Genomic DNA, 25726 nt, shown 5'->3' on the forward strand with positions numbered 1-25726 from the left:
ACAATCTATTTTGATATCAAAACATTCGTTGACAGCTTTTCATTCAGACTGCTATAGTTGACGTTACATTGAGAATCATTATCAAAACTACTGTTACGAGGAGAGGGGAATCCACATGTCACGGATCCATACGGCAGACATCGAGGTCGGTTACGGCGGCAAAACAATTGTGAAGCAATTGAGTTTATCGATCCCGGACCGTCAAATCACAACCATCATCGGCCCGAACGGTTGTGGGAAATCGACACTCTTGAAAGCCATGACTCGGATTCTGTCCCCGTCTAACGGTTCGGTCCATTTAGACGGAGCGGACATCGCCAAATGCAATACGAAAGAAATCGCCCAAAAGATGGCGATTTTGTCGCAAACGCCTGAAGGCGCTGGCGGCTTGACCGTGGGAGAACTCGTCTCGTACGGTCGCTTTCCTTATCAATCCGGGTTTGGTCGTTTATCGAAACATGACCATGAAGTGATTGATTGGGCGCTTGACGTGACCGGTACGCTCGAGTTCAAAGATCGAAGCGTCGACGCCCTTTCAGGCGGACAACGCCAACGGGTGTGGATCGCGATGGCACTGGCCCAAGAGACGGACTTGATATTTTTAGATGAGCCGACGACGTATCTCGATCTCGCGCATCAGCTCGAAGTGCTCGAACTACTCGAGACGTTGAACCGCGAGCAGGGCCGGACGATCGTCATGGTCCTCCACGACTTGAATCAGGCCGCCCGGTTTGCCGACCATATCGTCGCCATGAAAGACGGAGAAGTGCTCGCGACGGGCTCCGCCGAGGAAGTCATTTGTCCGCTCGTCCTTAGACAAGTCTTTCATATCGATGCCATCATCGGACGAGACCCACGGACCGAAAAACCGATGTGCCTCACCTACCAACTTATAAAAGATGAGATTCAACGTGAAGCGCTCGACCCTTCGAGTGCTGATCTCGTTGCTAGTTCTCGTTAGTATGATGAAGCGAACGGAGCGCCTCGCACATTGCGAGGCGTTTTTCAGCAGGAAGAGGCGGGTAATGAGTGGAACATATTGAAGAAAGGGGGAAACGCTATGGATTGGCTCGATGGTTTGTTCATTCTCGTCTCGACCGCATGGCTGTATGAGATGAGGCGATACCGTAATCGTGATGAACCGACCGATGGCAACAGTGAGCACATGAGCTTTTACATCGTCTCACTCATTATGGTCACCGTGTTCGCCGTCTCGATCGGTTTATCTATTTTCACTGAAACACGCCAACCGCTCCTAGTCCGTTGGCTCGGGCTCGGGTGTTACATAGCCGGTGTTTCACTTCGTTACTGGGGAATCGCGCATTTGCGTCATCAATTCACTCGTCACGTCGTCGTCCGTCCTGCTGATGAGATCGTCAGCTCTGGACCGTACCGCTTTTTGCGCCATCCGCTCTATACCGGGCTATTATTTATCACGTTCGGATTTTCGCTCTATTTCAGTCATTGGGGCGTCGCGCTCGTCGGTACGTTCGCCATGGGGATCGCCTTGCTTTGGCGCATCCATATCGAAGAACAGATGTTGACGTCACACTTCGGCAGCGCCTATCAAACTTGGGCGAAATCACGAAAACGATTGATTCCGTTCATTTATTGAACAAGCGTCGAAAAACACGAATTGATAACCTCGACCCAACAAAAATGCGATCCTGTCAGCAAATGACAGGATCGCATTTTTTATACGGAAAATCGGCCGAGCAGTCGGACGATCAAAAAACCGGCAACGAACGAAACAACGCTCAAGACCCACATCGTCGCCGTCTCCGGAAGACCCGGGAAGACGACGGCGAGGGACCCGATGACGAGTCCTAAGATGACCGAGAACGTCATGCCCGGGAAATTCCCGAGCAAATAACGGATCACTTTACTGCTGACGATGAATCCGACGGCTACACCGAGTCCGACGATCCCGATAATGAGCACGTTCAAGTTCGACAAGGCGCTGATGACCGTCGGGTACACGCCGATCAAGAGCAAGACGAACGAGCCGCTGATCCCCGGGAGCAACATCGCCATACTGCCGAGCCAACCCGAGAAGAACAACAACAGCGCCGTGCCGGTCGACAGTTCAGTAATAATGGCTGTGTCGGCCGGTTTGATGATTGCCATACTTGCTACTAGAATCGCTCCGATCACCATCGCCACGATGTGCACGGGGCGCATCGTCGCACGCGATTTAAATTCAAACATCAACAGTGGGATAATCCCAAGAATCAAGCCGATGAAAAAGAACTGTGTCGGTGCATAGTATTCTAACAATAAAAATTCAATTAGACGGCTCAGTCCTAAAATCGCGGTTCCCATTCCGATTGCTAACGGAATTAGAAACCCAATATGCTTTTTCCACTGCCGACTGAACACACCGCTGATCGCTTCGATCAATCGATCGTAAATCCCTAAAATGACTGCGATTGTCCCCCCGCTGACGCCAGGAATCAAGTCACTCGTCCCCATCGCGATACCGCGCAGGATATTTTTCCACTCCATAATCGATCTCCTTTTATATCTGATTCGTTTCAAGCACTTAGTATATCCGAGAAGCTCGGGTTTTGCATCGGTTTCGAGACTGAGACTCGGACTTCGGTCCATGTTTCACAAGTCGAGCATCATATAATCGAAACGGTCTCCTGAAATCTCAATCTCTTTATGTTTGCGGAATCCAAGACGTTCGTACAGACGAGCCGCTGCCGGATTGCCCTGGTCGACGTTGAGTGTGACGGCCGGGATGTTTGTTTCGCGAGCATGTTCGACCACTCGCTGGATCAATTTCGTGCCGATTCCGCGTCCTCCAAATTCTGAGTCGACGGCCACGGAATCGATATACAAAACGTCTCCTTCCGTCTCCACGTCAAGATGTCCAGGCTGCCCATGTTCGATGAGCCATTGCTTAATCGGCTCATCCAACTCAATCGCGCGCTTGCCCTCATAGGCGATAATAACGCCTGCGATGACGCCGTCTATGTCTGCCACCCAAATGTTTTCATAACTTAACCGGTTGTTCGGCCGACCGATCCACATCGCTAAGCGCTCAAGCACTTGCTTTTGGTCTGCCGTCCCCGTCAATGAATAGGCGATATCATGAATCGCTGAGTAAACGAGCGGTGCGATTGCTCCACTTTCGTTTGACTGTGCGTGTCGAATGTTCATCATTTATCTCCTCCATCAATCAGTTTAGCACAAAGCTAGAAACTGGTGGTTTGTCACATCTAGAAGTGTGGGATGATAGAAACAGAAGGGAGGAATTTGTAATGAAAGCTATTTTAACGGGCATGAACGGTACAGTCGCACCGGTCGTCGCCAAAACAATACAACGACATGGGATCGAACCTGTCGCTTGGGACAGGTCAAAAGTTTCGACGTCAGACGAGGCGGCGATGCGTGAATTTATCGAATCGGTGCGTCCTCATTATTTTCTTCATATCGGTATGGGATCGGTTGAATGGGCGGAAACGTTGGCCCGCCTTTGCGGAGAATACAACATCCCGTTCTTGTTTACGAGCACGGTCTCGGTATTCTCAGACAATGTGACTGGTCCAATCACGCCGGACACACCACCTGACGCAACGGACGAGTACGGCACCTACAAACGCGCCTGCGAAGAAGCAATCGCCCGGACCAACCCTGGTGCACAAATCGTCCGACTCGGCTGGCAAATCGGCGAAGCTGCCGGTTCGAATAATATGATGGACTATTTTACGAATGAAATGAACCAGCACGGTGTCATCAATGCGAGCGCACACTGGTATCCATCCTGCTCCTTTTTAGAAGACACGGCTGACGCATTGTTCGAGATATTGACGAAGCGCGGTCCGGGTCTATATCAATTGAACGGCAATCCGAGCCTGTCGTTCTATGACATCGCCACTTCGTTAAACGAGTTGCATGACCTCGCGTGGCGCGTCGAGCGAACGGATGAACCAAAACGCGACAATCGGATGGTCGACATGAACATCACGATCCAACCGATCACGAAACGATTGACACTTCATACAAAATGAGTCGACGAATTCGTCGACTCATTTTATGGTTATAAAGGATGTTACCTCGCTTCTACCGAACAAACTTACATAGGAAGGGAGGGGGCCGTATGCTCTCATTCATTTTGACGTTTCGTCGCATGTTTCGTGGAATATGGCGTGGGTTGAAAGAGCCTGAATTTCAAGTTCTGTTCAGTCTAGCATTCCTCACGATTTTGTCAGGTACGCTGTTTTACTCCCGTTTTGAAGATATGCGTTGGTTAGACGCCCTCTATTTCAGCGTCATCACGCTCACGACGATCGGCTACGGTGATTTCGTCCCGACGACCGATATCGGCAAAGTGTTCACGATCGGTTACGTCATCACCGGCGTCGGCATCATGGTCGGGTTCATCACCCAAGTATTCAATCATTTGCAGCAAGCACGACTTGAGGAGATCAAGAACAAACGTAAAATGCCGCCATCCGATTAAGGATAGCGGCGTTCGTTCGTTATGATGCTTTTCGACTTCGATTCTCGATTGCCAATTGCTGATTAAAGCGCTTCGTCTCAGCGATGACGACGCCCGACAAGAACAAGAGCCCGATCAAGTTCGGGATGGCCATCAAGCCGTTGAAGACGTCAGACAGTGCCCACACCATGTTCAAGTTCGTCGTCATCGCCCCGAGTCCAGCGACGAGTACGAATGCGATCCGATATGGGATGATTGATTTTTGACCGAATAAGTAATGAATCGATCGCTCACCATAATACGACCAACCGAGCACCGTCGAGTAAGCGAACATGACGAGACCGATTGTGACGACATAACTGCCGAACGGCCCGAGGAACTGTTCGAACGTCGCCGTCGTCAACTCGACCCCTTCAAGTCCCGATCCGATTTGACCGCCCATGACGAGCGTGATCCCGGTGACCGAACAGACGATCAACGTATCAAGAAACACCTGCGTCATCGAGACGAGGCCTTGACGACCTGGCATGTCCGTCTTGGCCGCGGCCGCAGCGATCGGAGCCGAGCCAAGACCAGCTTCGTTCGAGAAGACTCCGCGCGCAACCCCGTACCGGATGGCTGCCCCGATGGCCCCGCCGCCAATCGCTTCGGCACTGAACGTGCTGCTAAAGATGAGCGCGATCGCATCGGGGATGAGTGTGTAGTTCATGATCATGATCAAGAGACCGCTCCCTAAGTAAAAGACGATCATGACCGGGACGAAGTAACTGACGACACGACCGATCGATTTGACACCACCGAGAATGACGGCGCCCGTGAAAATCATCATCAAGATACCCGACACGTAAAGCGGAACGTCGAACGTCGAGTTGAGCGCTAACGCGACCGAATTCGTTTGAACCCCGTTCCCGATCCCGAACGCGGCCAGTGAGGCGAACGCTGCAAACGCGACTGCGAGCCAGCGTTGCTTCAAGCCCCGTTCCAAATAATACATCGGTCCTCCGGCCATTTGACCACGTTCGTCCGTCACCCGGTACTTGACGGCGAGCACGGCCTCGGCGTACTTTGTTGCCATCCCGAAGAAGCCCGATACCCACATCCAAACGATCGCGCCTGGTCCCCCGAGGACGACCGCAGTCGCGACACCGACGATATTCCCCGTACCGACGGTCGCCGCGAGCGCTGTCATGAGCGCTTGGAAGTGGCTAATATCTCCTCGTGACGTCTTATCTTGATTTTTAGAGAATGCGAGTTTCAACGCGTAAGGCAACTTCGTGATTTGGAGTCCCCCGAGACGCACCGTCAAATAAACGCCTGTCCCCACAAGCAAAATTAACAGCGGCGGTCCCCACACAAAGTCTGAAATCGTACCGATTAGTTCGCTGAACGATTGACTCATGCTGTAATCCCCTCTCCCCTTATGTAATAAATACACCTCTATTTTTTCAGAATACTCGGAACGTTGTCAAAAGTATTGTGCTAAAACAAAGAAGGGGATAAACGCCCTGTATCTAAAACAGCGAGCCGTCGGTTAGACGTCTCGCTGTGACGGTGGCTTTTCGCGTTGCAGAGGGGCTTTCCAATCAAAATCGTCCGGCACATAGTCAAGTCCGCCCGAATGAAACGGTTGGCACCGCAACAGGCGCCGCGTCGTCAAATACCCGCCTTTGACAGCGCCATGCTTCTCAATCGCCTCAATCCCGTAGTGCGAACAGCTCGGATAAAATCGGCACGTCGGGGGCTTTAAAGGAGAAATAAAGCGTTGGTACCCTTGAATCCCACGTACTAATACTCGTTTCATTTCAATCGCCTCGCTCAGTCAGATTACTGCAATGATAGCCCGGACTGCGTGAATTGTCATCTGCAGCGCTTCGTCGATTCTCGTTACAAAACGACGAGTTTTTTTCCTTTCTTTTACAATTCAAGCGTGGCAGGCGATAATTGTTCGAACATTTGTTATGATAGGCAACATATATACGACCGAATCAAATGAATGAAGAGGTGACGGAAATGAACATATTAATGGTAGGAGCAGGATCGATGAGCGAGGCACTCGTCCGAGGCTGGATCGCTTCCGGGCTCTCCCCTGAACAGATTACGATGACGAACCGGAGCGACCTTGCACGTCTAGAGCAGCTGCAAGATGAACTCGGCGTACAGATCGTCGAAACAGAAGACGTCAACGCTTATACAATCGTCGTGCTCGCGATGCAACCAGACGGCGTCTTAGCTTACGCTCAATCACAGACGTGGAAAACACCACTGCTCGTATCCGTTGCGGCGCATATCGAGCCGAGCGAGCTTGAAGAAGTAGCCGGCATCCCAGCCATCTGCGCGATGCCGAACACCCCGGTCGCCCATCAAACCGGGATGACCGGACTCTGGTTCGGACCTGAGACAGATGCGACCGACCGCGAGACGGCGACGGCACTGTTCAACCGTGTCGGTCGGACGGCCGTAACGGACGCGAAAACGATGTCGGCTTTCATGGCGGCGGCCGGATGCAGTCCTGCGTTCTTTTACGAGATCGTCGGTTCGATGACCCCGGTGCTGACAGAAGCCGGGTTTGATGAAGACACGGCCCGCCAAATCGTCGCTCAAGCGATGAAAGGATCAGCCGAGTTATTGTTGCATGAGACACGTCCGACCGACGAGCTGATCGCAGACGTCGCCGCACCTGATGGACCGACCGATCGCGGTGTCGGCGTGCTCCGCTCACGTGACTTGTCTGACGTGATGTCGTCCGCGCTCCGCGAGAGCGCGAAAGAAAATCATGATCCTATCGACGCAACGATTGAAAGAACGTAAGTACTTGAACCGCCCGATGCAAGCCGGATTTTATTCCGACTTACATCGGGCGGTTTTTTTAATTCTCGCACTACTATTTTTTAGAAGTCATAAAATCCACAAATAATCCTGCTTCCCGATAGTAAAGAACGTGTTATGCTACCAAATGAGAAGAATTATCATTTGACTAAAATGGAGAGATCTTAATGAGTTCATTACTTGCTATGCCGCTACATCAACCAGTGCTCATATCCGATTTAACGAGAATTGATGACCGCTTGCGGCGTCGCATGATCGCCTTAGGATTTTATGAAGGTTGCTCCGTCCGAATCAAGCGCCGGGCCATCTTTTCCGGACCGCTCACGATTGAACAAATCGAACATCAACAAATGATTGCCATCCGTCGCTGTGACGCTGAACAGATTGGGGTGATCGTCCCATGACGCAACGGATTGCCTTAATCGGAAACCCGAACACCGGAAAAACGTCTCTATTTAACCGATTGACCGGTTCCTTCGCCCACGTCGGTAACTGGGCAGGTGTCACGATCGAACAGAAAATCGGGCAGCTGCATGGAAACATCGGACAGTTGATCGACTTGCCCGGTGTCTATGATTTAGACCCGCTATCGGCTGACGAAGCAATCGTCTCGCGATTCCTGTTTCAGGAACCGTTCGATGGGATGATCAATATCATCGATGCCTCGCAGTTCGAACGTAACTTACAATTAACGCTCCAATTGCTCGAAATGGGCCGTCCGCTTCAAATCGGTCTGAACATGGTCGATGTCGCCAAAGGACGGGGCATCCACATCAATTTAGAGCGCTTGAAAGAACGTTTGGACGTGGACGTGTTTCCGATCACAGCGCGCACAGGCGCCGGCTGTGAAGTCCTCCTATCCTCCCTGCGAACGACCCCTCGCGAACCGTTCGTACTCGATTACGGGGAAGAGACCGAACTGGCGATTCAACAAATTCTTGAAGCGACGGGACTGAGTGAGCGCGATCGCTGGGTCGCCATTCAATACTTGGCCGGAAATCGCGTCATTTCAGAACAGCTCGAATCGTCGTCGCGAACCGTACATGAAATTCGTAAAGCGTTAGAAGTGAAACTCGGACGCTTCGCCCACGCCCACATTACAGAACGCAGACGCGACTGGACGAAAGACGTTCGCCATCACGTCGTCGATCAGCAAGGCGCACAACAAGCCACGGTCACCGACCGCATCGATGCCGTCGTGACACATCCGATCTGGGGCTTACCTATTTTCTTTACAGTACTTTATACCTTGTTCCACATCACGTTCAACTGGATCGGTGCCCCGTTGTCTGATCTGTTGGATGGATTTCTGTCGGGTCCGGTCACGTCCGGAACGAGCTCGTTGTTACAACTGCTCGGGACCTCTTCTTTCATCCAGGCGTTGCTGATTGATGGGGTGATTGCCGGTGTCGGCGGTGTCCTCGTCTTCGTCCCTCAGATTTTCGTGCTCTTTTTCTTTATCTCGTTTTTAGAGGACTCTGGCTATATGGCGCGTGTCGCCATTGTCATGGACCGATTCATGCAACTCGTCGGACTGAACGGGAAAAGTTTCATTCCGATGATCATTGGATTTGGTTGTAACGTCCCAGGTATTATGGCGGCACGGACGGTCGAGGAAGAGCGGGAGCGGCTCGTCACGATTTTTATTTCGCCGTTCATGTCGTGCTCGGCGCGTCTACCGATTTATGCCGTCTTCGCTGCCAGTTTTTTCGCATCAAACCAAGCGCTCGTCGTCTTATCGCTCTATATGCTCGGGATCGTCCTGGCGTTGATTGCCGCGAAAATATTCACGTCCGTATTGGCGGCGGAAGATCGGAACAGCCTCTTTATCGTCGAACAGCCTCCATATCGTGTCCCCCAAGGGTTGACGCTTTGGCGTAGCACGTGGCAAAAAGCGAAAGGGTTCGTCCGAAAAGCAGGTACGTTCATCTTTGGCGGTTCCGTCTTCATTTGGTTACTCGCCTATTCCGGTCCAGCCGGAATGGACGTCCCGATGAATGAGAGTTTTCTCGCTATGGTCGGCGGGGTCGTTGCGACGTTGTTGGTTCCACTCGGTTTCGGGACGTGGCAGGCCGGTGCTTCGCTCATCACAGGTTTTTTGGCGAAAGAAGTCGTCGTATCGACGATGGCGATCATTTATGCGGTCAGCGAATCTGACTTGTCTGCTTCGTTGCTTCCCGTGTTTACGCCGTTGAGCGCATATAGCTTCATGGCGTTCGTCCTCTTGTACGTCCCTTGTCTAGCGACCGTCGCCGTCATTCGGCGCGAGGTGGGAAGTGCCAAGTTGACGTGGGTCGCTAGCCTTTATGGGCTTGGTGTTGCGTACGTCGTATCACTGATGATCTATCAAATCGGTCGTCTGTTCGGATTGTCTTAACAAGGAGGAAATCATATGTTCTTATTTGATTTACTGATCGGTCTTGCCGTATTCGGGTACGCCGCTTATTCGCTCCATCGCTACACCCGTAAAGCAAAAGCCGGTAAATGCGCCACGTGCGAAATCGCACCGACTTGTACGACATCCTGTGACGCCGCAGACTGGGATCAAATCATTGCGGAAGCACTACATCCTGATCAACCAGTCACGGCCCACAAAAAAACGGACTAGCGCATTTTTTTCGCTAGTCCGTTTTTCATTGGAAGATATGTAACGTGGTGACAATGATCGCGACCATCAAAATACCGGGCAGCAAGTTGGCGACACGAATCCGGGTGATCCCGACCAGGTTCAACCCGATGGCGACGATCATGACGCCGCCGGTCGCCGTCATCTCCAAAATAAAGTCATCCATGAGCGACTCCGGAATAAACTTCATGATCTGGATGGCGAGCAACGCGATCGCTCCTTGGTACAACAAGACCGGTACGGCCGAGAACATGACGCCGATGCCGAGCGTCGAACTGAGCACAAGCGCCGTGAAACCGTCAATCAACCCTTTTGTATAGAGGACGTCATGGTCCCCGCGCAGGCCGCTGTCGAGCGCCCCGATGACGGCCATCGCCCCGATTACAAAGATGAGCGTCGCCGTGATGAAGCCTTCCGCGATGCTCGACTTACTTTTTCCACCGAGACGCCGTTCCAACTGATAGCCGATCTCGTTCAACTTCTCGTCGAGCTTCCACCATTCGCCAAGTGCGGCTCCGATAACGAGACTGCCGATGACGATTAAAAAGTTCTCACTCTTCATGCCCATCTGCACGCCAAGCACGACGACGGCGAGACCGATGGCAGCCGTGACCGTCTCTTTCATCCGCTCGGGGATTCGGTGAAACAACAACCCGAGTAATGTGCCGACCACGATCAAGGCCGCATTGACGATTGTTCCGGTTAATACCATCGTATAATTCCCCGTTTCTGTATGTATTGAGAGGAATATACCAACTGTTTATGTGGGCTGTCAATTAAAAGAATACACAAAAAAAGCCACTTCTCGTAAGAAGTGGCTGCGCGGAAACCCACGTTCCTATGGGTTTCGCATCGGGTTTGGCACCCAAGTGATTCTGACTGGGCTCGAACCAGCGACCTCTACCCTGTCAAGGTAGCGCTCTCCCAGCTGAGCTACAGAATCAGGTCGTGTCCTCTCTTTAGGACACTATTAATATATCAAGAAACTAATGCCTTGGCAACTGTTTTTTAAAACTTTTTTTATTTTTTTCACCGCGTCATTTCTTCCCGCTTCATGTGACGGCATAGACGTTCCAAATCGCCGGCATACACGGACACAATCATGCCTCCGTGTTCGGTGTCACGGTCCCAATGCAATCCGTTCGCTTTCGCGACTCGTTGTGACGGCACGTTGTCCGGGTGAATGAGCGAGATGATGTCTTTCTCGCCTTCCTCGAACGCATGCCGCATGAGACGCGCGGCCGCTTCCCGGCCGTAGCCCATGTGCCAGTGCTTTGGTGCCAGCCAATAACCGACCTCGAGCTCGATGTTGCCATCAAGTTCATGCAAGAGCGTCCCGGCATGGCCGATCGGCTCATCGCTGTGATGTGTCATCAGTTTGAGGAGTCCGGTCTGTCGGCCCGTTGTATAGCGGACCAATTGTCTCTCGAACCATTCGATTGTCTGTTCATCCGTATATGGCTTGCCGTCCGGACTGATGAAACGCATCACTCGCGGATCTTGGAGTAGCGATTTTACGAAATAGAAATCGGAGATCGTGTAATGTTCAAGCCGTAGACGTTCTGATTGCAACTCGACAAGATTCATCTTTCCCGCCCCTTTCGTTCACAGTCTGAACTATTCGATTCCCGTTTTCATCTCGTTTCAATCCTATTCACGCCACGACTTTCAATCCGATAACGCTCCCGATAATGAGAATTAAAAAGAAGATACGCCAGCGATCCCTCGACTCGTTCAAGTACAACATACCGAGAATCACTCCACCCGCCGCGCCGATCCCGACCCAAATCGAGTAAGCGAGTCCGAGCGGCAGCGTCTCGAGGGAACGTGACAACAAATAAAAACTTAGTGCGAACGTCGTGATCGAAAGAAGCGACCATTTTAAAATCTGATAGCCTTTTGATTTTCCCATGAAGAAAACAGCAAGCATCTCAGCGAGCCCAGCCCCTATTAAAAATGTCCAACTCATGCCGACTCACCTCCTGTCACTTGCTTCAAACCGACCACCCCGATGAGGAGCGTCGCGATAAACAACATCTTCATTCCCGTCATCGTCTCATCAAACAAAATATTTCCAACGATGACCGTCCCGACAGCACCGATACCCGTAAAAACGGCGTACCCGGTGCCAGCTGGCAACACACGGAACGACATCGCCAACAAGCCAAAACTGACAATCAATAACACGATGGTCACGACGGTCGGTCCTAACACGGTAAACCCGTTCGACAATTTCATCGTCGTCGCCCAAACAATTTCAAGAAGTCCGGCGAACACGAGCCACAACCAAGCCATTTGTTCCTTTTTCATGTCCACCCGACTCCTCTCTTGAAAATTTTAAATGCTGCATGCTGTCGTTGCGCTCGATTCGTTGCAAACGAAAAGAGTGAAAGCAACGCCCCGTCCAAAAAGCAATAGTACGCGTCATATACGTCGTCGAGCGATTGTTCCGGTAAATCGCCACGCTCCATCGCCAAACGGAATTGCTCTTTCTCAAACGCCTGGAGCTCGGTCTCGACCGACCCGATCGTCGTCTCGATGAAGACGCGCAGCTCAGGAGGCGGTACGAGCAGCATTCGTTTCGTCAACATCCACGTCTCTTCTTCTTCGAAGAAATGAATCAACGCTTCAACGATTGCCTCGATCCGTTCGAGCGGTGCCGCCTCATTTGACTCGTCCCGTGCTTGTTCCCAAGCTCGCTGGTAACGCTCGGCCATCTGTTCGACGACTTGTTTGAACAGCTGTTCTTTTCCGTCGATGTGCGCATATAAAGACGCCTTCTTAATCCCGACATCTTCGGCGAGCGCCGCCAAAGATAATCCTTCATATCCTTCAAGCGCGAACCGGCGTCTGGCAGCTTGTTCAATGCGCTGTTTCGTGGTCATATGCGATCTACCCCTTTCATCTCCCCTTACTTTACCTAACGAACGGTAGGTAGTCAAATTTCCGGATTGAGTTTTTGTACGGACAACGCCAAAATGAGAAGAGATTGTCAGAGGAAGGAATGATTGTATGATCGAACAGTTTAGTTTCACCTTGCCGACCGAGACGATGCGCGGCCGAAAACGAATCGTCCGCGTCTACCGTCCCGACTTCGCTCGTACCGACGAGGCGTTGCCCGTGCTCTATATGCATGACGGCCAAAACGTCTTCGACGGCAAGACCGCGACAATCGGGGAAGGTTGGGCGATTGACCGCCATCTCGACGATTTGCAACTGCCGCTCATGGTTGTCGCCATCGCGAGCGCCCCCGATTGGCTTGACCGCTATGACGAGTATTCGTTTTATGAAGACGAGATGCTTTATAAACGCATCGGGCCAGAGCTCGCTAAGACTCGGCCGACACTCGGCGGCAAGGGGCGCCTCTATGCCGACTGGCTCATGCAGGAGCTGAAGCCGTGGATTGACGCACGCTACGCGACCGACCCGGATGACGTCGGCGTGATGGGCAGCTCGATGGGCGGCGTCATCTCGCTCTACATGATGGCGACGTATCCGGCAATCCGTCGTGTCGGTTCGCTGTCGACGGCCGCCTGGTCCAACCTCGACTCGCTCATTCGCGAACTGAAACAAACTGACCTGTCTGCCCGACTCTATATGGATATCGGCACGAACGAGACGAGCGGACCGATCACGCCCGAGGACTACTTATACACGAATGCGAGACTCGTCGAAACGATCGCTCGGACCGGCGTCGCCTTCCGCTACGAAGTCGAGCCCGAGGCGGTCCACAACGAGATTGCATGGCGGCGTCGGTTGCCGAACGCGCTCGCATTTCTGTATGAACTCTCATGACATGAAAAGACGCAAAGGCGGTCGCCTTTGCGTCTTTTCAACTATCTTTTTCTATTAGATGACCCAGTTCCCATCACGCATGATCGCTTCGCGTGTTCCGTCCTCGAGCTCACCGTCGATATTCATTTCGGCCGAACCGATCATGAAGTCGACGTGTGTCATCGAATCGTTCGCGCCATTCTCAGCGAGTTCTTCGGGCGACATCGTCGGTCCGCCTTCAAGGCATGTCGAGTAGGCACGACCGAGCGCCAAGTGGCACGATGCGTTCTCATCGAACAACGTGTTGTAGAAGAGGAGTCCCGAGTTCGAGATCGGCGAATCGTCCGGCACGAGCGCGACTTCTCCGATGCGGCGTGCCCCTTCATCAAGGTTCAACAGTTCATCGAGTGCTGCCTGCCCTTGTTTCGCTTCCGCTTTTACGACTTTTCCACCTTCGAACCAAAGCGTGAACCCGTCGATCAAGTTCCCGCTGTAGCTGAGCGGCTTCGTGCTCGACACGTGTCCTTCGACCGCATCTTTATCGGCGAGCGTGAACACTTCCTCCGTCGGCATGTTGGCGATGAAGTCGACGCCGTCCATGTTCGGACCGCCACCACCGAGGAAGACGTGCTTCTTCGGAAGACCGATCGTCAATTCCGTGCCTGGTGCTTTGTAGTGAAGTTTCGCGTATTTCTTGTCCGTCAACAGCTGCGCCCGTGAGCGCAACGCTTGATCGTGCTCGTCCCAGGCGGCAACGACATCGTCTTGGTCCATTCGTGTCGCTGCGAAAATCGCTCTCCACAGGGCTGGAACCGCATCTTCACGGTCTGGGAATACTTTTTTCGCCCATGCTTCAGATGCACCGGCCACGATTGACCAGCTGACATTATCACTCATGACATACTTACGCCATTTCGCGAGCGCGACACCAGACGCCCGGTTCGAGTCGGCGATGCGTGATGATTCGACACCGTTCAGCGCGTCGGGATCGTCGCTGACGATCGACAAGAATGCCGTCTTCTCTTCCGCGAGTTGCTCGAATCGTGCTTTGAGCCACTCTGGGAACTCCTTGAACGCTTCAGTCGGTGCGTTGAAGTAACGCACTTTCGTCGTCTCTTCATCGCTCCAGTTGACGTACACTTGTTTCGCCCCGGCCGCGTAGGCCGCTTTCACGATTTGGCGGACGAGCGGTGCTTGGCTAATATCGGCTCGGACTTCGAGCTGTTGACCCGGTTGAATGTTGACACCTTTTTTGACAGCAAGCTCGGCATAGCGGGCAAATTCTGCCTCGGTCGGTAAAGTTACAGTAGACATATGTACAGTTCCTCCTTTTTCACTTATTTCTATTTTCTTAAATTTTCGGAAAAGTTGCAACCAAATCGCAAAAACGGGCATATTAGTAGTTGTAGAGAGAAGGAGGAGAAAAACATGTCAGATTGGAAAACGACTTATTCACACTTTTTAAACAACGCCCAAACCGAATTCACCGAGAACGAAAAGCTAGGTGACTTATTAGTCCAAGGAGAACTCGCCCTAGCAAAAGTCACGGTCGACGTCGCCTCAAACGAAATCAGCGACATCGAACGGGAAGAGGAGCTCACACTATACTTCCAAATGAAACAACTGCTCAACATGCTACGTGCCGTCTACAACGCCCAGTTCGAGATGCAGCCCGACAAGCAACACGCTCTCGTCGCGGCCGTTCTCTATTTCGTCTCACCGTTCGACGCGATTCCGGACGACGCCCCGCTCGGACTGTTTGACGACGCTCAAGTCATCGACTACGTCCACGAACAGCTAGCGAGTGATATCGACCGCTTCCATAACGAGTTATAATCTTTCAAGACTTGAAATTCCGGCGTCATCGGAGTACGCTTGCATGAGTTCATTCAAAGGAGGCGTATGGCGCCTTAGCCACTCATATGTACGCAAAATCACGTAAACGGATCGCTATCGAGACTATCCTTTTTATCATCGCCGGAACAATCCTACAATCTATCTTTGTCGGTCTGTTACTCAAACCGAATGAAATCGGATCCGGCGGGATTGTCGGAATCACGCTCATCGTCAACGAGCTGTTCGGCACACCGATCGGACTCACCCAGTTGGTGCTAAACATCCCGCTCTTCATCATCGGGATCAAATATCTCGGGAGACGATTTATTCTCATGACAGGACTCGTCGTCATATTGTCATCGATTTTAATCGATGCGCTGCCTGTCCTCATTCCACCGACGCCACTCGACGATCCGCTCGTCGCGTCCGTCTTCAGCGGTATCGTCTCAGGACTCGGTTTGGCACTTTTGTTATTTGCCGGGGCATCGACAGGCGGGCTCGATATTTTGGGGAAAGTCATCTTCATGAACAACCGCAACTTATCGCTCCCGAAAATCTTTTTGACCCAAGATATCATCGTCTACATTCTCGTGTTCATCACGTTCGATATTAAAGCGGTCATGTACGCACTCGTCCTCAGTTTTGTCCGGTCGCGGACGCTGTTGACGATCCATCGCTTCTTCTCCGCCCAAAAACAGTGTTTCATCATCTGTAAAAAAGCGGACGAGATCAACTTGGTCATCAAACAAAACTTGAAGCGTGGGGTCACCATCATGGACGCGACCGGCGGCTATTCGAACGACGCGAAAAAAATGCTATACGTCGTCGTTCAAAACAATGAGATTCCAAAGTTGCGTCAAATCGTCTCAGACATTGATTCCGAGGCGTTCGTCACTGTCTCAGAAATCGACTCGATTGTCGGTAACTTTAAAGAACATTCGTATACACTTTAATCGACAGCATCGTGCTGTCGATTTTTTTGTGTAATAAATACCCGAACGGTCCGATAATAAGGATGAGCCTCAGAGACATATACAGAAGGAGGTGCATAAGTTGTCTAGCCACACTTTGCGCCAATCAGTCCCCGCTCTTCTCGTCGGGACGTTTTTTATCGGTCTATTCGTTATCTTATTCAGCCCTTATGCGTTAAGGGAGACGAGCTTGTTCGTCTACTTTATGATCATCGCACTCGTCGCCACCGTGGTAAGCGGGAGTGCCATATTGCGCCATCACGGGATGCGCCGCTATATCTATCTTCTCATTAGCGCTGGCAACGTCTGTTTCATCGCTTATTTGGTGGGACACCGCTTTACCACGGCGATGCCAATTGATATGATGCTGTTCATTCAAAACTTCTTTTATTTGATCATGGCCCTCATCGTCATCACCCAATCGATTGAAATTAGAACGTTGAAGTTGCGTACGTTTGATGTGTTCGCACTGCTCAGCTTTTTGATTGTCGGTGCGTTGCATATCTTCTTTTACACAAAGAACGGCGGCCAGTATGTCACGAGTTTGAACGGCTTTGAAGAACAGATAGTGCTCATCAGCCTTTACATGGTGCTCGGTTTCTTATATTTGAATCGCATCGTGACATCCGGGCAAGGCTTCCGCGTGATGCTCCTCATCGGGATTCTCGGTTTTACAACCGCCTCGATCATCAATGAGCTGCAGTTGTTAACCGGTATCGGCCATGAGCTTCTCCATTTGCTTCAAGTCATCAGCATTCTCATCATTTCAATCAGTTATTTGTTCGATGAATCGACAGAAGACGTCCTCGCCCATGATTCTGTGTTTGATTACGTCATCTACAGTACGATTGTCATGCTGTACATGCTCGCCTCGGATCGACTGCTCGGCACCTCGATCGTCGACTCGATGATTGCGAACGCGGTGTTGCTACTGCTCATCCGTCAATTCGTTGTCGCCAAACAGAACGCACTCATTAGCCATCGCTTACATACCGTCAATACAGACCTCGAAGTCGCGGTCACGACGAAAGCCCACGAGCTCGAACTCCGTGAACAACAGTACCGCTCGCTGTTCGCGTATCACGCAGAGCCCATCTTTTTGTTCGACCTTGACGGCGAAGTGTTGTCCGTCAACGAAGCAGGGAGCTCTGTCCTCGGTCATGACACCGAGACGCTCATCGGATCAAATATTTTAGACATCATCGAACAAACGGATCGATCCGCCTATACGAACGTGTTACGTGACCTTACGAACGGACGGCCGCAAACATTAGACGTCAATGTCGTGACAGAAGATGGTTCGGCACGCGTTTGGCAATTGATGAACATCCCGATGATCATTGATGGGGAAGTCGAAGGCATCTATGCCATCGTCAAAGACATCACGCAAATGATCGTCCAGCAAGAACAGATCCTGTATCAGGCTAACCACGATAGCTTGACCGGGCTGCATAACCGTTACGCGCTGCAAGAACAGATCGAGCGCCTGATTGCGGACGGCCGACCGTTCACACTCATGTTCTCCGACCTCGACGGGTTCAAAGAAATCAATGACCAGTTCGGCCATCATATGGGTGATCAGTTGCTGCAGCACATCGGTAAACGTCTACGCAGCGCCTTGTTGCCAAACGAATATGCCGGACGACTTGGAGGCGATGAATTCATCGTCGTCGCCGAACACAATGATGATGAAATTCTCGTTGAACGTTTACGTCGTCTCGTTTATCGTCCTCCTTATTTCATGGCCGGGAACCTCGTCGAAATTCATGCTTCAATCGGAATCGTCCGTTATCCGGAGCACGGCACGACGCTGAAGCACCTCTTATCGAACGCTGATTTGGCCATGTATAAGGCAAAAGACAAAGGACGCGATGAGACCGTCATCTTCGCTCCTGCGCTTCGCGTCGACAAGGAAGAACGAAAATTGTTGATGGAAGGACTTGATATGGCACTCGAGAAAGGTGAAATCTCACTTTATCTCCAGCCACAGGTCGATGCCTCGACGAAGGCGATCATCGGCGCCGAGGCACTCATGCGTTGGCAACGCGACGGCAAGTTCATCCCGCCGAGCGAATTCATTCCGATTGCCGAAGAGACCGGTCATATTCATGACCTCGGTCGTTGGATGATTCATGAGACGTTCCAACTGATGTATGCGTTTGAACAAGGCGACATCGATTTGCCGAAACTATCGGTCAACTTGTCGGTCCGGCAATTGTTCGATGAACACTTGATCGATTATTTGACGACGTTGTTCGAACGCTTCCCGATCGAACCGAGCCGCTTGAACTTCGAGTTGACCGAAACGGTCGCGGCGCACCAGTCGGACCGCGTCTTAAATCGAATTCTCGAGTTGAAGGCACTCGGCATCAAACTATCGATCGACGATTTCGGGACCGGCTACAGCTCACTCGCCTATCTCGTCCGCTATCCGATTGACGAGTTAAAGATCCCGCGGGAGTTCACGATGCAGCTAGAAGAAAATCGCGAGTATCAAACCGTGACCGCGACCATCGTCGCCATGGCACGACAACTTGGGATGGCTCTCGTCGCTGAAGGCGTCGAGACCGAATACCAAGAGACGTTCCTTCGGCGGATCGGTTGCAATTCGATGCAAGGGTATCGTTACGCGAAACCGATGCCGCTCGACGAGTTCGTCATCTATTACATGAAACAAAACGCTTGAACAGACAAACGCCTCGGATCCACTTACGGATCCGAGGCGTTGCTTATTTCATTTCATAGATTTTGACTTCGCCTGGCATCAAATTGACCCAAAGGTCCCAGTTGTCGTCGAACGAATGCTCGGCGTACGGCCATGAGTTCGGTGAGTACACCATCTCGGCGAAACGACTCGCGTTCCAGTTCCGGCGACGCACCCCATCGAGCGGCACCTTCCCTTGCAGGTGCTCTTGCATATTCGTGTTGGCGATGATGAGCAACGTCTCGTTCGTATCTGCCCGTAACCAAGCTAGACCGATGAACGGCGCCCCCATATCCATCATCGTGAGCGGTTCAAAGTGACTCGGGTCGACGAGAACATCGAGCCAACGGCGGCGAACTTCCGCCACTTGATGCATGAGTTCAACCATTTCAGTCCGCTCGGGATGATCCCAATGGAACTGATACGCGTCGAAGAAAGCAAGTTTCCCGAAATATGGATCGGTCGGGAACAACTGATACGCCTCTTCCGGTCGGCAATCGAGACCGGTATTCATCGGCTGCGTCTCATACAGTTCAAGCCCCGAGTTCGTCAATGGCACCCCGTTCGGCATGAAGCCGTTCAGTACGGTGAGCAAGCGACTCGCCTGGCGTCCACCGTCTCGTGTCGCAATCCGGCGTGTATCGGCTGTCTCACCAGCCGCAAATACCGGCAACGGCAAGAAACGTGAGTCGTAGATGAATTGATGGGTGTCATGCGTGTCAAAACGCGGCTCTTTATAGAATCCGTATCCGATGATCATATTGTAGCCGGCGTCACGCGCCGACCAAGCCCCGACTTCGATCAGTTCTTCGGCGATGAAACTGAAGTTCGAATCGAGTTGACGCGGCTCTGTCAAGATGCGCTGGGCGAGATCGACTGGCAAAGCGTGTCCCATGTCGATTCGGGCACCGTCAATCCCATATTCGCGTTGATAATGCGGGATGATGTCGGCTAACATCACCCAAAGCGGCTCGTTGATCTCGTCACCCCGGAACTGGTTCGACTTGATCGAGTCGAACAAAATATACGGTGCCAGACTCGCCTCGCCGACATAAGGTGCAGCTGCTGTCGGGTGATCGAGGAACAGGCGGAAGTATGTGACGTCCGACCACGGCGGTTGCGGATCGTTGATACAATCCGAGAACGCCGGAGCGGTCGTCAAACCGAACTCACGCTCGATGACGGCAAGTAAGTTTTCGTCCGGATGTTCGACCAAGTAGGCTTTCACCGTCTCCCACTTGGCAGCATCGACAAGATTAGGCGCCATCGAGAAGCGGCGGAGATGGTGCCAAACGTCCTCAGATCCATAGATCATCGGCAGGAATGCATACTCAGGCTTCACGTTTTCTCCGATTCCCGGGACGTGAGGCGGGTGATAGTAATCGAGTTCCGCAACCGGAATCCAGTAGAACCATTCCGGATTTTCTAAAATGAGACGGTTATCGCGGGCGCACGTGCGAGGAATGACATCGATGACGACACGAATGCCCACCATATGACACGCCTCGACGAAAGCGGCGAACTCTTCCTCGACCGTCAACCCGTCCCCTGTCAATGTCTCTTTTAGTTCTTCGTCGATGGCAAAGAAATCTTGGACAGCGTATGGGGAACCGAACTCACCTTTCTTATTTTTATGACTGTGCTGCGAGATCGGCAATAAAAATAACGTGTCGATCCCCATGTATAACAAGTGCGGCAACAGAGCCAGCGTTTTCACGAACGTGCCGGTATCTTTCATGCCTTGAGAGTTGTCCATCTCGACGTAGCCTGACCCGTCATGGTCCCACGACGTCGAGGTCCGGACTTGCATCGAGTAGACCGAGGAGCGCTTAATCCAGTCTCCCCCTGTCTCGAGGTGCCCGTCCGCTTGTGCGACCGACTGACGATAATCACGCCCGTTGACAGCGTGCGGAAGAATGCCTCGTTCAATCGTATCGATTAAAAAGTCGTACGGGTTCACCCGTTCGACACCGTCGCGCACGGGTTCTGCCGGAAATCGCATCCGGTTCCACAAGGTCGGGATTTCATATTGAAGATTGGTCCGGTTTGTTTTTAAGACCTGATGTAACTTTTTTAACGACGAGTTCTCTGGCATATTTACTCTCCTTATGAATGAAATCATTCCATCGTCTATTGTAAGCGATAACAAGAAACGTCATATTATATATTTAACTCTTTACCCGGTTTTTCCTTTCCCAAAAAAATATTTTATGCTGAAACCCGAAAAATATTGTACGATTGTCTTCATAAAGGAGGGATGAACATGTCCCAACGAAAGTGGCTGCTGCTGCTCGCCTCATTGTCCGTATTAATCGTCCTCGTCATCGCCAGTTTCATCGTTCAACTGCGAAATACGACTGACCAGATCGATACCATTCACGAGCAACGGTTCGATTCATATGAAGCAATTGAAGAAATCATGTACTACAATATCGAACGCGCCAACGCTATCCGCGGTCTCCTCGCCTATGAAGACCGCCGCTTTTTAGAAGCCTATTACAGCATGTCCCAACGTACGAAAGAGTTGAAGGAATCTATCAAGAATGATCCGAGAACGCCAAGTTCATTCCTCGACTTACTGCATCGGGACGGCATTTGGGAACAAGAAGCCGACCGCGTCCTCGTCATGTACGAGAGCGGTGACATCGAACAGGCGACGGTGACGGCCAAGTCGATGACCGATCAACGGCAGACGATACTAGAAGATTTAAGAGCTTTGAAACAGATGCAATACAACGATATCCGGAAAGAGCTCGTATCCACTCAAAATCAAATCGATATCGTCATTCAAGCACTGTACTCAATCGTTTTCTTACTCGTAGCGGTCCTCATCATCCTCATGTTCATGATTTTCAAAACACGTCAAAAAAAGACCGATCACAACTGATCGGTCTCAAGCATTCATCAAACTTCAAGCTCGCTTGAAGTTTTTTTAGTTGGAACGGATCAAGCGAGTCGCGTTGCCGATCGCGAGCAACGCGACGCCGACGTCTGCGAACACAGCTTCCCACATCGATGCGAGTCCGAGCACGCCGAGCAGGAGGAACAGCGCCTTCATCCCGAATGCGAGGATAATATTTTGCCACACGATCCGCTTCGTCCGCTGACTTAGCTCAATCGCCGCAACGACATCGCTCGGTGCGTCATTCATGAGCACGAGGTCTGCCGCCGTCACTGCGGCATCGCTCCCGATTCCACCCATGACGAGTCCGACGTCCGCACGGGCCAGCGCTGCCGCATCGTTCAAACCGTCACCTACGAACGCGACTTTCCCTCGTGCGGCCAACTTCTCCACTTCCTCGACTTTCTGATGGGGAAGTAACTCACTTTTCACTTCATCGATTCCGATTTTCAAACCGACCGACGTCGCAACTTCATCCCGGTCCCCTGTCAACATGACCGTCCGATAGCCGAGACGTTTTAGCGCGGCAATGGCTGCTGCGGCATCCTCTTTCACCGTATCCATCAGTTCAATCCGCCCGAGCCAGCGGTCATTTCTCATGACGTGGACGCTTGTGCCCATTTGTTCATCTTGAATCGAATGTCCTAACTTCCTCATGAAACGAGCACTTCCGACATAGATTGTATCCGTGCTATCTGTCGCTGTCAGACCGTAGCCCGGGTCTTCGGTAATATTCGCAAACGCGGTCGTCTTGCTCGCCTTCGCGACGATTGCTTTTGCCAACGGATGCGTCGATGCCATCTCAACACGGGCAGCGAGCGTTAACAACTCCGCTTCTGTCACGTCTCCGTTCGTCGTCACGTCCGTCACTTCAAAGCGACCGGTCGTGAGCGTTCCCGTCTTGTCAAAGATGACCGTCTTCACTTCGGCGAGCACGTCTAAATACTCGCCGCCTTTGACCAAAATCCCTCGTTTAGAACCAGCCCCGATCCCGCCGAAATAACCTAACGGAATTGAAATGACGAGTGCGCACGGGCAACTGATGACGAGGAAAATTAAGGCGCGATACACCCACTCCTCTAAATTCCCAACGAAAAGAGGTGGAATGAACGCAACGATTGCTGCTAAAACGACGACAATCGGCGTATACACTCTGGCTAAGCGTGTGATCATCTGCTCTGTCTTCGCTTTGTTCGAGCTTGCCTGTTCGACAAGCGCAATCATTTTTTGCAAGCTCGACTCCGTCGCAGATCGTATGACGCGCACTTCAAGCCGCCCTTCTAAATTGACCATTCCGGCGAGCACTTCATCGTGCGGTCCGACTTGACGGGGAACCGATTCGCCCGTCAATGATGCCGTATCGAGTGAACTCGAGCCGATCACGACGCTCCCGTCCATCGGAACTTGTTCTCCGGCACGGACGATGATGACCGAGCCGATTGCCACATCTTCAGGACGCCGTTCGAACTCACCGTCCGGACCGAGCACACGTGCCATCGTCGGTTTCATATTCAATAATGACTGGATCGACCGACGCGACGCGTGGACGGCTCGTCCTTGGAAGTATTCGCCGAGTTGATAAAATAGCATGACGGCGACCGCTTCCGGATATTCTCGAATTGCGAACGCTCCAATCGTCGCAATCGTCATTAAAAACTTCTCATCGAACCATTCGCGATGCCATACGTTTCGTGCTGCCGCATAGACGACATCATAGCCGGCGACCGCATAAGCAACAACGTATAACGGCAGTGATTCAGTCAAGAGAGCGAGCACAAGCAGGCTGAGGGCGATACCAAAGCGCCACAACAGGTGGTTCGATGCTTGCTCGATTTGATCAGTTTTCACGAAATGCGCGCCCGGTTCAATCCGCCCCATCGTCTCTTCAATTGAACGGAGCGCTGTTTCACGCTCGGACGGATCAATCCATTCGATGATCATCCGGCTCGTCGCAAAGTCGATTTGACAGGATGCGACACCGGTCTGCTCCGAGACGCTTTTCTCGATCTTCGCCGCACAATTTGTACAAGTTATACCTTCGACTGGTAAGACGTCACGTGATTCCATCGCTCTTCCTCCCACTTCATTCAAACGTTTATTTGAATATATCGTAACGCTGATTGGAAGAGAATACAATATAAAAAAGTGTCTACTGTGTTGTCGCAGTAGACACTTCTCAAAGACCTGATTGCTGTTCGGCACTGTGCGCCATCGCGATTTCGACGAGAAGGCGAACGTGCTCATCATCTAATGAGTAATAAACAACTTTCCCATCTTTACGATATTTTACGAGCCCTTGATCGAGGAGCGTCCGTAAATGATGAGACGCGGTCGCGTTCGAGTGTCCGATCACGGCGGCGACGTCACAGACACATAATTCTTGCTCGAGCGTCAAGACGTACAGCACTTTCAGTCTCGTCGGATCAGCGAACGCCTTAAACAACCGACTGACTCGGTTAGCTTCCAATCGCACAAGTGCCTGTTGCAATACAGCCACATCTTCACTTTGGATGGCGATTGTTTCGCATTGTGGTGCCTTCATCCGTGTCACCTCATTTCGTATAATTTCATTTTAGCAAATCCAAACAGAAAAATCTGTTATAGATTATAATTGACTTAAACACAACTGTTATAATACAATGAATACAACTTAACAAACGCACGCATACTTAAAGGAGGCGCTTTATATGAATGAATGGGCAAGCCGACTCGAATCGTCAGTCGAATTTTATCGGAAATTACCAGATAAGACGTGTCAAGAATGCGGACAACATATGGATGAGCAGTGTGAGTCTTATGAAAACACATGCGCATCATGTGCTGAAAAGCTTCAACTCGCTGAACAATAAACAATCCCTCGGAGTTTCCGAGGGATTGTTTATTGTCCAAATTGGTAGCCGAGGTAGGCGGCAATTAAACCGAAGACATACGTCGCCAGTAAGTATAAACCAAAGCGAACCCAATCTTTCGTCACGAACCGCATCACTTCAAGTTTGAACGTCGAGAACGTCGTGAACGAACCGAGGAAGCCGACGCCGATTCCGAATCCCACCACCGAAGGTACAGGGGCCGCATACAAATATCCGAGCCAAAACGATCCGGTCACGTTCACGAACAAAGTCGCCCAAGGAAAGACCGATGTCGTCCATACTTTAACGAGCTGACCAATCCCGAAGCGGGCCATCGCCCCGAAAAAGGCACCGATCATCACTGTCAAAACAGTCATCACGCCTCCCCCTCTCGCTTCACAAAACGCCGGAATCGTCTTCTTCCTAGTTTATAGCCTAACCACGAGCTGAACAGACCGAGGACGATGCTCAGTGTCACATAGGTGAGCGCTCCGACCAGGTTCCCTGACTCGATCATCACAATCGTCTCGACACTGAACGTCGAGAACGTCGTGAACGAACCGATAAACCCTGTACCGACCGCCGTAATGACCATCGGTGAAAACTTTCCGGTCTGAAACAAGTAATGGGTGAGCCAACCGAGTAGAAAACTGCCGATCAAGTTGACGGTGAGCGTCCCTAGCGGAAATGTACCTGTCCACAACGTATGCATCCCTATACCGACCCCATACCTTGCTAGCGCTCCAAGCGCTCCTGCTAAACCAACGTAAACGTAGAGCACGACCGTTCCT

Annotated in this window: 29 protein-coding genes and 1 tRNA gene; 14 read left to right on the plus strand and 16 right to left on the minus strand. The window is 51.6% G+C overall.

The features are described 5' to 3' along the window. The first annotated feature begins 115 nt into the window (after positions 1-115). Both EVJ23_RS09570 and EVJ23_RS09575 read left to right on the plus strand, forming a co-directional pair. Complete coding sequence (locus EVJ23_RS09570; RefSeq protein WP_070328869.1) at positions 116-961, plus strand: ABC transporter ATP-binding protein; 846 nt, start codon at positions 116-118, stop codon at positions 959-961. Between the two features lie 99 nt (positions 962-1060). Next, positions 1061-1615 (plus strand): methyltransferase family protein, encoded by a 555-nt coding sequence (locus EVJ23_RS09575; RefSeq protein WP_016509434.1) that lies wholly within the window; start codon positions 1061-1063, stop codon positions 1613-1615. A gap of 80 nt (positions 1616-1695) precedes the next feature. On the opposite strand, the gene EVJ23_RS09580 is transcribed toward EVJ23_RS09575, so the two are convergent. Both EVJ23_RS09580 and EVJ23_RS09585 read right to left on the minus strand, forming a co-directional pair. Beyond that, positions 1696-2505, minus strand: a complete 810-nt coding sequence (locus EVJ23_RS09580) for a DUF368 domain-containing protein (RefSeq protein ID WP_070328868.1) — start codon at positions 2503-2505, stop codon at positions 1696-1698. A gap of 105 nt (positions 2506-2610) precedes the next feature. Further along, the gene (locus EVJ23_RS09585; protein ID WP_236633748.1) at positions 2611-3165 is read right to left on the minus strand and encodes a GNAT family N-acetyltransferase; all 555 of its coding nucleotides are present in this window, start codon (positions 3163-3165) and stop codon (positions 2611-2613) included. A gap of 101 nt (positions 3166-3266) precedes the next feature. Here EVJ23_RS09585 and EVJ23_RS09590 point away from each other — a divergent pair, with 101 nt between their 5' ends. Beyond that, on the plus strand, positions 3267-4016 hold the full coding sequence (locus EVJ23_RS09590; protein WP_070328866.1) for a sugar nucleotide-binding protein: 750 nt from the start codon (positions 3267-3269) through the stop codon (positions 4014-4016). Positions 4017-4105: 89 nt separating this feature from the next. Next, complete coding sequence (locus EVJ23_RS09595) at positions 4106-4468, plus strand: potassium channel family protein (RefSeq protein ID WP_131465716.1); 363 nt, start codon at positions 4106-4108, stop codon at positions 4466-4468. Between the two features lie 19 nt (positions 4469-4487). Here the strand turns inward: EVJ23_RS09595 and EVJ23_RS09600 are convergent, their stop codons facing one another. Then, complete coding sequence (locus tag EVJ23_RS09600; RefSeq protein ID WP_131465718.1) at positions 4488-5846, minus strand: alanine/glycine:cation symporter family protein; 1359 nt, start codon at positions 5844-5846, stop codon at positions 4488-4490. 132 nt (positions 5847-5978) lie between these two features. Further along, on the minus strand, positions 5979-6248 hold the full coding sequence (gene yidD / locus EVJ23_RS09605) for a membrane protein insertion efficiency factor YidD (RefSeq protein ID WP_083274114.1): 270 nt from the start codon (positions 6246-6248) through the stop codon (positions 5979-5981). Between the two features lie 209 nt (positions 6249-6457). Between yidD and EVJ23_RS09610 the strand changes: the two genes are divergently transcribed. The 4 genes from EVJ23_RS09610 to EVJ23_RS09625 all read left to right on the plus strand — a co-directional run bounded on the left by EVJ23_RS09610 (position 6458) and on the right by EVJ23_RS09625 (position 9881). Further along, positions 6458-7255, plus strand: coding sequence for a pyrroline-5-carboxylate reductase family protein (locus tag EVJ23_RS09610; RefSeq protein WP_236633749.1), 798 nt, complete (start codon positions 6458-6460; stop codon positions 7253-7255). Between the two features lie 203 nt (positions 7256-7458). Continuing rightward, positions 7459-7677 carry a FeoA family protein gene (locus tag EVJ23_RS09615; RefSeq protein ID WP_236641232.1) on the plus strand — a complete coding sequence of 73 codons (219 nt, stop codon included), beginning with the start codon at positions 7459-7461 and terminating at the stop codon, positions 7675-7677. Continuing rightward, positions 7674-9650: a ferrous iron transport protein B gene (gene feoB / locus EVJ23_RS09620; RefSeq protein WP_131465722.1), complete on the plus strand. Its 1977-nt coding sequence runs from the start codon at positions 7674-7676 to the stop codon at positions 9648-9650. Before EVJ23_RS09615 ends, feoB begins: the two co-directional genes overlap by 4 nt. Before the next feature lie 15 nt (positions 9651-9665). Next, entirely contained in the window at positions 9666-9881 is a 216-nt protein-coding gene (locus tag EVJ23_RS09625) for a FeoB-associated Cys-rich membrane protein (protein WP_131465724.1), read from the plus strand. A gap of 25 nt (positions 9882-9906) precedes the next feature. On the opposite strand, the gene EVJ23_RS09630 is transcribed toward EVJ23_RS09625, so the two are convergent. The 6 genes from EVJ23_RS09630 to EVJ23_RS09655 form a co-directional block, all read right to left on the minus strand. After that, a complete protein-coding gene (locus EVJ23_RS09630) occupies positions 9907-10611 on the minus strand; it encodes a DUF554 domain-containing protein (RefSeq protein WP_016509421.1) in 705 nt (234 codons plus the stop codon). 158 nt (positions 10612-10769) lie between these two features. Next, positions 10770-10842 (minus strand) — tRNA-Val (locus EVJ23_RS09635). A gap of 86 nt (positions 10843-10928) precedes the next feature. Beyond that, the gene (locus EVJ23_RS09640; RefSeq protein ID WP_131465726.1) at positions 10929-11486 is read right to left on the minus strand and encodes a GNAT family N-acetyltransferase; all 558 of its coding nucleotides are present in this window, start codon (positions 11484-11486) and stop codon (positions 10929-10931) included. Positions 11487-11553: 67 nt separating this feature from the next. Then, positions 11554-11868, minus strand: coding sequence for a DMT family transporter (locus EVJ23_RS09645; protein ID WP_070328858.1), 315 nt, complete (start codon positions 11866-11868; stop codon positions 11554-11556). Next, a complete protein-coding gene (locus EVJ23_RS09650) occupies positions 11865-12194 on the minus strand; it encodes a DMT family transporter (RefSeq protein WP_236633755.1) in 330 nt (109 codons plus the stop codon). The genes EVJ23_RS09645 and EVJ23_RS09650 overlap by 4 nt, the downstream gene beginning before the upstream one ends. 11 nt (positions 12195-12205) lie before the next feature. Beyond that, positions 12206-12784, minus strand: a complete 579-nt coding sequence (locus EVJ23_RS09655) for a TetR/AcrR family transcriptional regulator (RefSeq protein ID WP_131465730.1) — start codon at positions 12782-12784, stop codon at positions 12206-12208. A 127-nt stretch (positions 12785-12911) separates the two neighbouring features. On the opposite strand from EVJ23_RS09655, the gene EVJ23_RS09660 reads away from it, so the two are divergent. Further along, a complete protein-coding gene (locus EVJ23_RS09660; RefSeq protein WP_131465732.1) occupies positions 12912-13694 on the plus strand; it encodes an alpha/beta hydrolase in 783 nt (260 codons plus the stop codon). Between the two features lie 54 nt (positions 13695-13748). Here the strand turns inward: EVJ23_RS09660 and EVJ23_RS09665 are convergent, their stop codons facing one another. Continuing rightward, entirely contained in the window at positions 13749-14987 is a 1239-nt protein-coding gene (locus tag EVJ23_RS09665; protein WP_070328855.1) for an aminopeptidase, read from the minus strand. Between the two features lie 114 nt (positions 14988-15101). Here EVJ23_RS09665 and EVJ23_RS09670 point away from each other — a divergent pair, with 114 nt between their 5' ends. From EVJ23_RS09670 to EVJ23_RS09680, 3 genes are all read left to right on the plus strand, one after another. After that, positions 15102-15509: a YkvA family protein gene (locus EVJ23_RS09670; RefSeq protein ID WP_070328854.1), complete on the plus strand. Its 408-nt coding sequence runs from the start codon at positions 15102-15104 to the stop codon at positions 15507-15509. Positions 15510-15595: 86 nt separating this feature from the next. Further along, positions 15596-16462 carry a YitT family protein gene (locus EVJ23_RS09675; protein ID WP_131465734.1) on the plus strand — a complete coding sequence of 289 codons (867 nt, stop codon included), beginning with the start codon at positions 15596-15598 and terminating at the stop codon, positions 16460-16462. A gap of 100 nt (positions 16463-16562) precedes the next feature. Continuing rightward, complete coding sequence (locus tag EVJ23_RS09680; protein ID WP_236633750.1) at positions 16563-19166, plus strand: putative bifunctional diguanylate cyclase/phosphodiesterase; 2604 nt, start codon at positions 16563-16565, stop codon at positions 19164-19166. Positions 19167-19209: 43 nt separating this feature from the next. Here the strand turns inward: EVJ23_RS09680 and EVJ23_RS09685 are convergent, their stop codons facing one another. Next, positions 19210-21279, minus strand: a complete 2070-nt coding sequence (locus EVJ23_RS09685; protein ID WP_131465736.1) for an alpha-amylase family protein — start codon at positions 21277-21279, stop codon at positions 19210-19212. Positions 21280-21447: 168 nt separating this feature from the next. On the opposite strand from EVJ23_RS09685, the gene EVJ23_RS09690 reads away from it, so the two are divergent. After that, positions 21448-22071 (plus strand): hypothetical protein, encoded by a 624-nt coding sequence (locus EVJ23_RS09690; RefSeq protein WP_236633751.1) that lies wholly within the window; start codon positions 21448-21450, stop codon positions 22069-22071. Between the two features lie 45 nt (positions 22072-22116). Here the strand turns inward: EVJ23_RS09690 and EVJ23_RS09695 are convergent, their stop codons facing one another. Then, a complete protein-coding gene (locus EVJ23_RS09695) occupies positions 22117-24153 on the minus strand; it encodes a heavy metal translocating P-type ATPase (RefSeq protein ID WP_131465740.1) in 2037 nt (678 codons plus the stop codon). Positions 24154-24262: 109 nt separating this feature from the next. Beyond that, positions 24263-24628 carry an ArsR/SmtB family transcription factor gene (locus EVJ23_RS09700; RefSeq protein WP_131465742.1) on the minus strand — a complete coding sequence of 122 codons (366 nt, stop codon included), beginning with the start codon at positions 24626-24628 and terminating at the stop codon, positions 24263-24265. 145 nt (positions 24629-24773) lie between these two features. Between EVJ23_RS09700 and yhfH the strand changes: the two genes are divergently transcribed. Beyond that, on the plus strand, positions 24774-24935 hold the full coding sequence (gene yhfH, locus EVJ23_RS09705) for a protein YhfH (protein WP_016509445.1): 162 nt from the start codon (positions 24774-24776) through the stop codon (positions 24933-24935). 29 nt (positions 24936-24964) lie between these two features. Here the strand turns inward: yhfH and EVJ23_RS09710 are convergent, their stop codons facing one another. Both EVJ23_RS09710 and crcB read right to left on the minus strand, forming a co-directional pair. After that, on the minus strand, positions 24965-25312 hold the full coding sequence (locus tag EVJ23_RS09710; protein ID WP_236633519.1) for a fluoride efflux transporter FluC: 348 nt from the start codon (positions 25310-25312) through the stop codon (positions 24965-24967). Next, a complete protein-coding gene (gene crcB, locus EVJ23_RS09715) occupies positions 25312-25716 on the minus strand; it encodes a fluoride efflux transporter CrcB (protein WP_131441166.1) in 405 nt (134 codons plus the stop codon). Before crcB ends, EVJ23_RS09710 begins: the two co-directional genes overlap by 1 nt. Between the last annotated feature and the right edge of the window lie 10 nt (positions 25717-25726).

Origin of the sequence: Exiguobacterium sp. SH1S1, from assembly GCF_004337245.1 — a bacterium.
GTDB classification, from domain to species: domain Bacteria; phylum Bacillota; class Bacilli; order Exiguobacteriales; family Exiguobacteriaceae; genus Exiguobacterium; species Exiguobacterium aurantiacum_A.

Bases quoted from the DNA above. Each gene is read 5' to 3' on its own strand.
- EVJ23_RS09570 (WP_070328869.1), top strand. From the start codon at position 116: ATGTCACGGATCCATACGGCAGACATCGAGGTCGGTTACGGCGGCAAA.
- EVJ23_RS09575 (WP_016509434.1), top strand. From the start codon at position 1,061: ATGGATTGGCTCGATGGTTTGTTCATTCTCGTCTCGACCGCATGGCTG.
- EVJ23_RS09580 (WP_070328868.1), bottom strand. From the start codon at position 2,505: ATGGAGTGGAAAAATATCCTGCGCGGTATCGCGATGGGGACGAGTGAC.
- EVJ23_RS09585 (WP_236633748.1), bottom strand. From the start codon at position 3,165: ATGAACATTCGACACGCACAGTCAAACGAAAGTGGAGCAATCGCACCG.
- EVJ23_RS09590 (WP_070328866.1), top strand. From the start codon at position 3,267: ATGAAAGCTATTTTAACGGGCATGAACGGTACAGTCGCACCGGTCGTC.
- EVJ23_RS09595 (WP_131465716.1), top strand. From the start codon at position 4,106: ATGCTCTCATTCATTTTGACGTTTCGTCGCATGTTTCGTGGAATATGG.
- EVJ23_RS09600 (WP_131465718.1), bottom strand. From the start codon at position 5,846: ATGAGTCAATCGTTCAGCGAACTAATCGGTACGATTTCAGACTTTGTG.
- yidD (WP_083274114.1), bottom strand. From the start codon at position 6,248: ATGAAACGAGTATTAGTACGTGGGATTCAAGGGTACCAACGCTTTATT.
- EVJ23_RS09610 (WP_236633749.1), top strand. From the start codon at position 6,458: ATGAACATATTAATGGTAGGAGCAGGATCGATGAGCGAGGCACTCGTC.
- EVJ23_RS09615 (WP_236641232.1), top strand. From the start codon at position 7,459: ATGCCGCTACATCAACCAGTGCTCATATCCGATTTAACGAGAATTGAT.
- feoB (WP_131465722.1), top strand. From the start codon at position 7,674: ATGACGCAACGGATTGCCTTAATCGGAAACCCGAACACCGGAAAAACG.
- EVJ23_RS09625 (WP_131465724.1), top strand. From the start codon at position 9,666: ATGTTCTTATTTGATTTACTGATCGGTCTTGCCGTATTCGGGTACGCC.
- EVJ23_RS09630 (WP_016509421.1), bottom strand. From the start codon at position 10,611: ATGGTATTAACCGGAACAATCGTCAATGCGGCCTTGATCGTGGTCGGC.
- EVJ23_RS09640 (WP_131465726.1), bottom strand. From the start codon at position 11,486: ATGAATCTTGTCGAGTTGCAATCAGAACGTCTACGGCTTGAACATTAC.
- EVJ23_RS09645 (WP_070328858.1), bottom strand. From the start codon at position 11,868: ATGAGTTGGACATTTTTAATAGGGGCTGGGCTCGCTGAGATGCTTGCT.
- EVJ23_RS09650 (WP_236633755.1), bottom strand. From the start codon at position 12,194: ATGGCTTGGTTGTGGCTCGTGTTCGCCGGACTTCTTGAAATTGTTTGG.
- EVJ23_RS09655 (WP_131465730.1), bottom strand. From the start codon at position 12,784: ATGACCACGAAACAGCGCATTGAACAAGCTGCCAGACGCCGGTTCGCG.
- EVJ23_RS09660 (WP_131465732.1), top strand. From the start codon at position 12,912: ATGATCGAACAGTTTAGTTTCACCTTGCCGACCGAGACGATGCGCGGC.
- EVJ23_RS09665 (WP_070328855.1), bottom strand. From the start codon at position 14,987: ATGTCTACTGTAACTTTACCGACCGAGGCAGAATTTGCCCGCTATGCC.
- EVJ23_RS09670 (WP_070328854.1), top strand. From the start codon at position 15,102: ATGTCAGATTGGAAAACGACTTATTCACACTTTTTAAACAACGCCCAA.
- EVJ23_RS09675 (WP_131465734.1), top strand. From the start codon at position 15,596: ATGTACGCAAAATCACGTAAACGGATCGCTATCGAGACTATCCTTTTT.
- EVJ23_RS09685 (WP_131465736.1), bottom strand. From the start codon at position 21,279: ATGCCAGAGAACTCGTCGTTAAAAAAGTTACATCAGGTCTTAAAAACA.
- EVJ23_RS09690 (WP_236633751.1), top strand. From the start codon at position 21,448: ATGTCCCAACGAAAGTGGCTGCTGCTGCTCGCCTCATTGTCCGTATTA.
- EVJ23_RS09695 (WP_131465740.1), bottom strand. From the start codon at position 24,153: ATGGAATCACGTGACGTCTTACCAGTCGAAGGTATAACTTGTACAAAT.
- EVJ23_RS09700 (WP_131465742.1), bottom strand. From the start codon at position 24,628: ATGAAGGCACCACAATGCGAAACAATCGCCATCCAAAGTGAAGATGTG.
- yhfH (WP_016509445.1), top strand. From the start codon at position 24,774: ATGAATGAATGGGCAAGCCGACTCGAATCGTCAGTCGAATTTTATCGG.
- EVJ23_RS09710 (WP_236633519.1), bottom strand. From the start codon at position 25,312: ATGACTGTTTTGACAGTGATGATCGGTGCCTTTTTCGGGGCGATGGCC.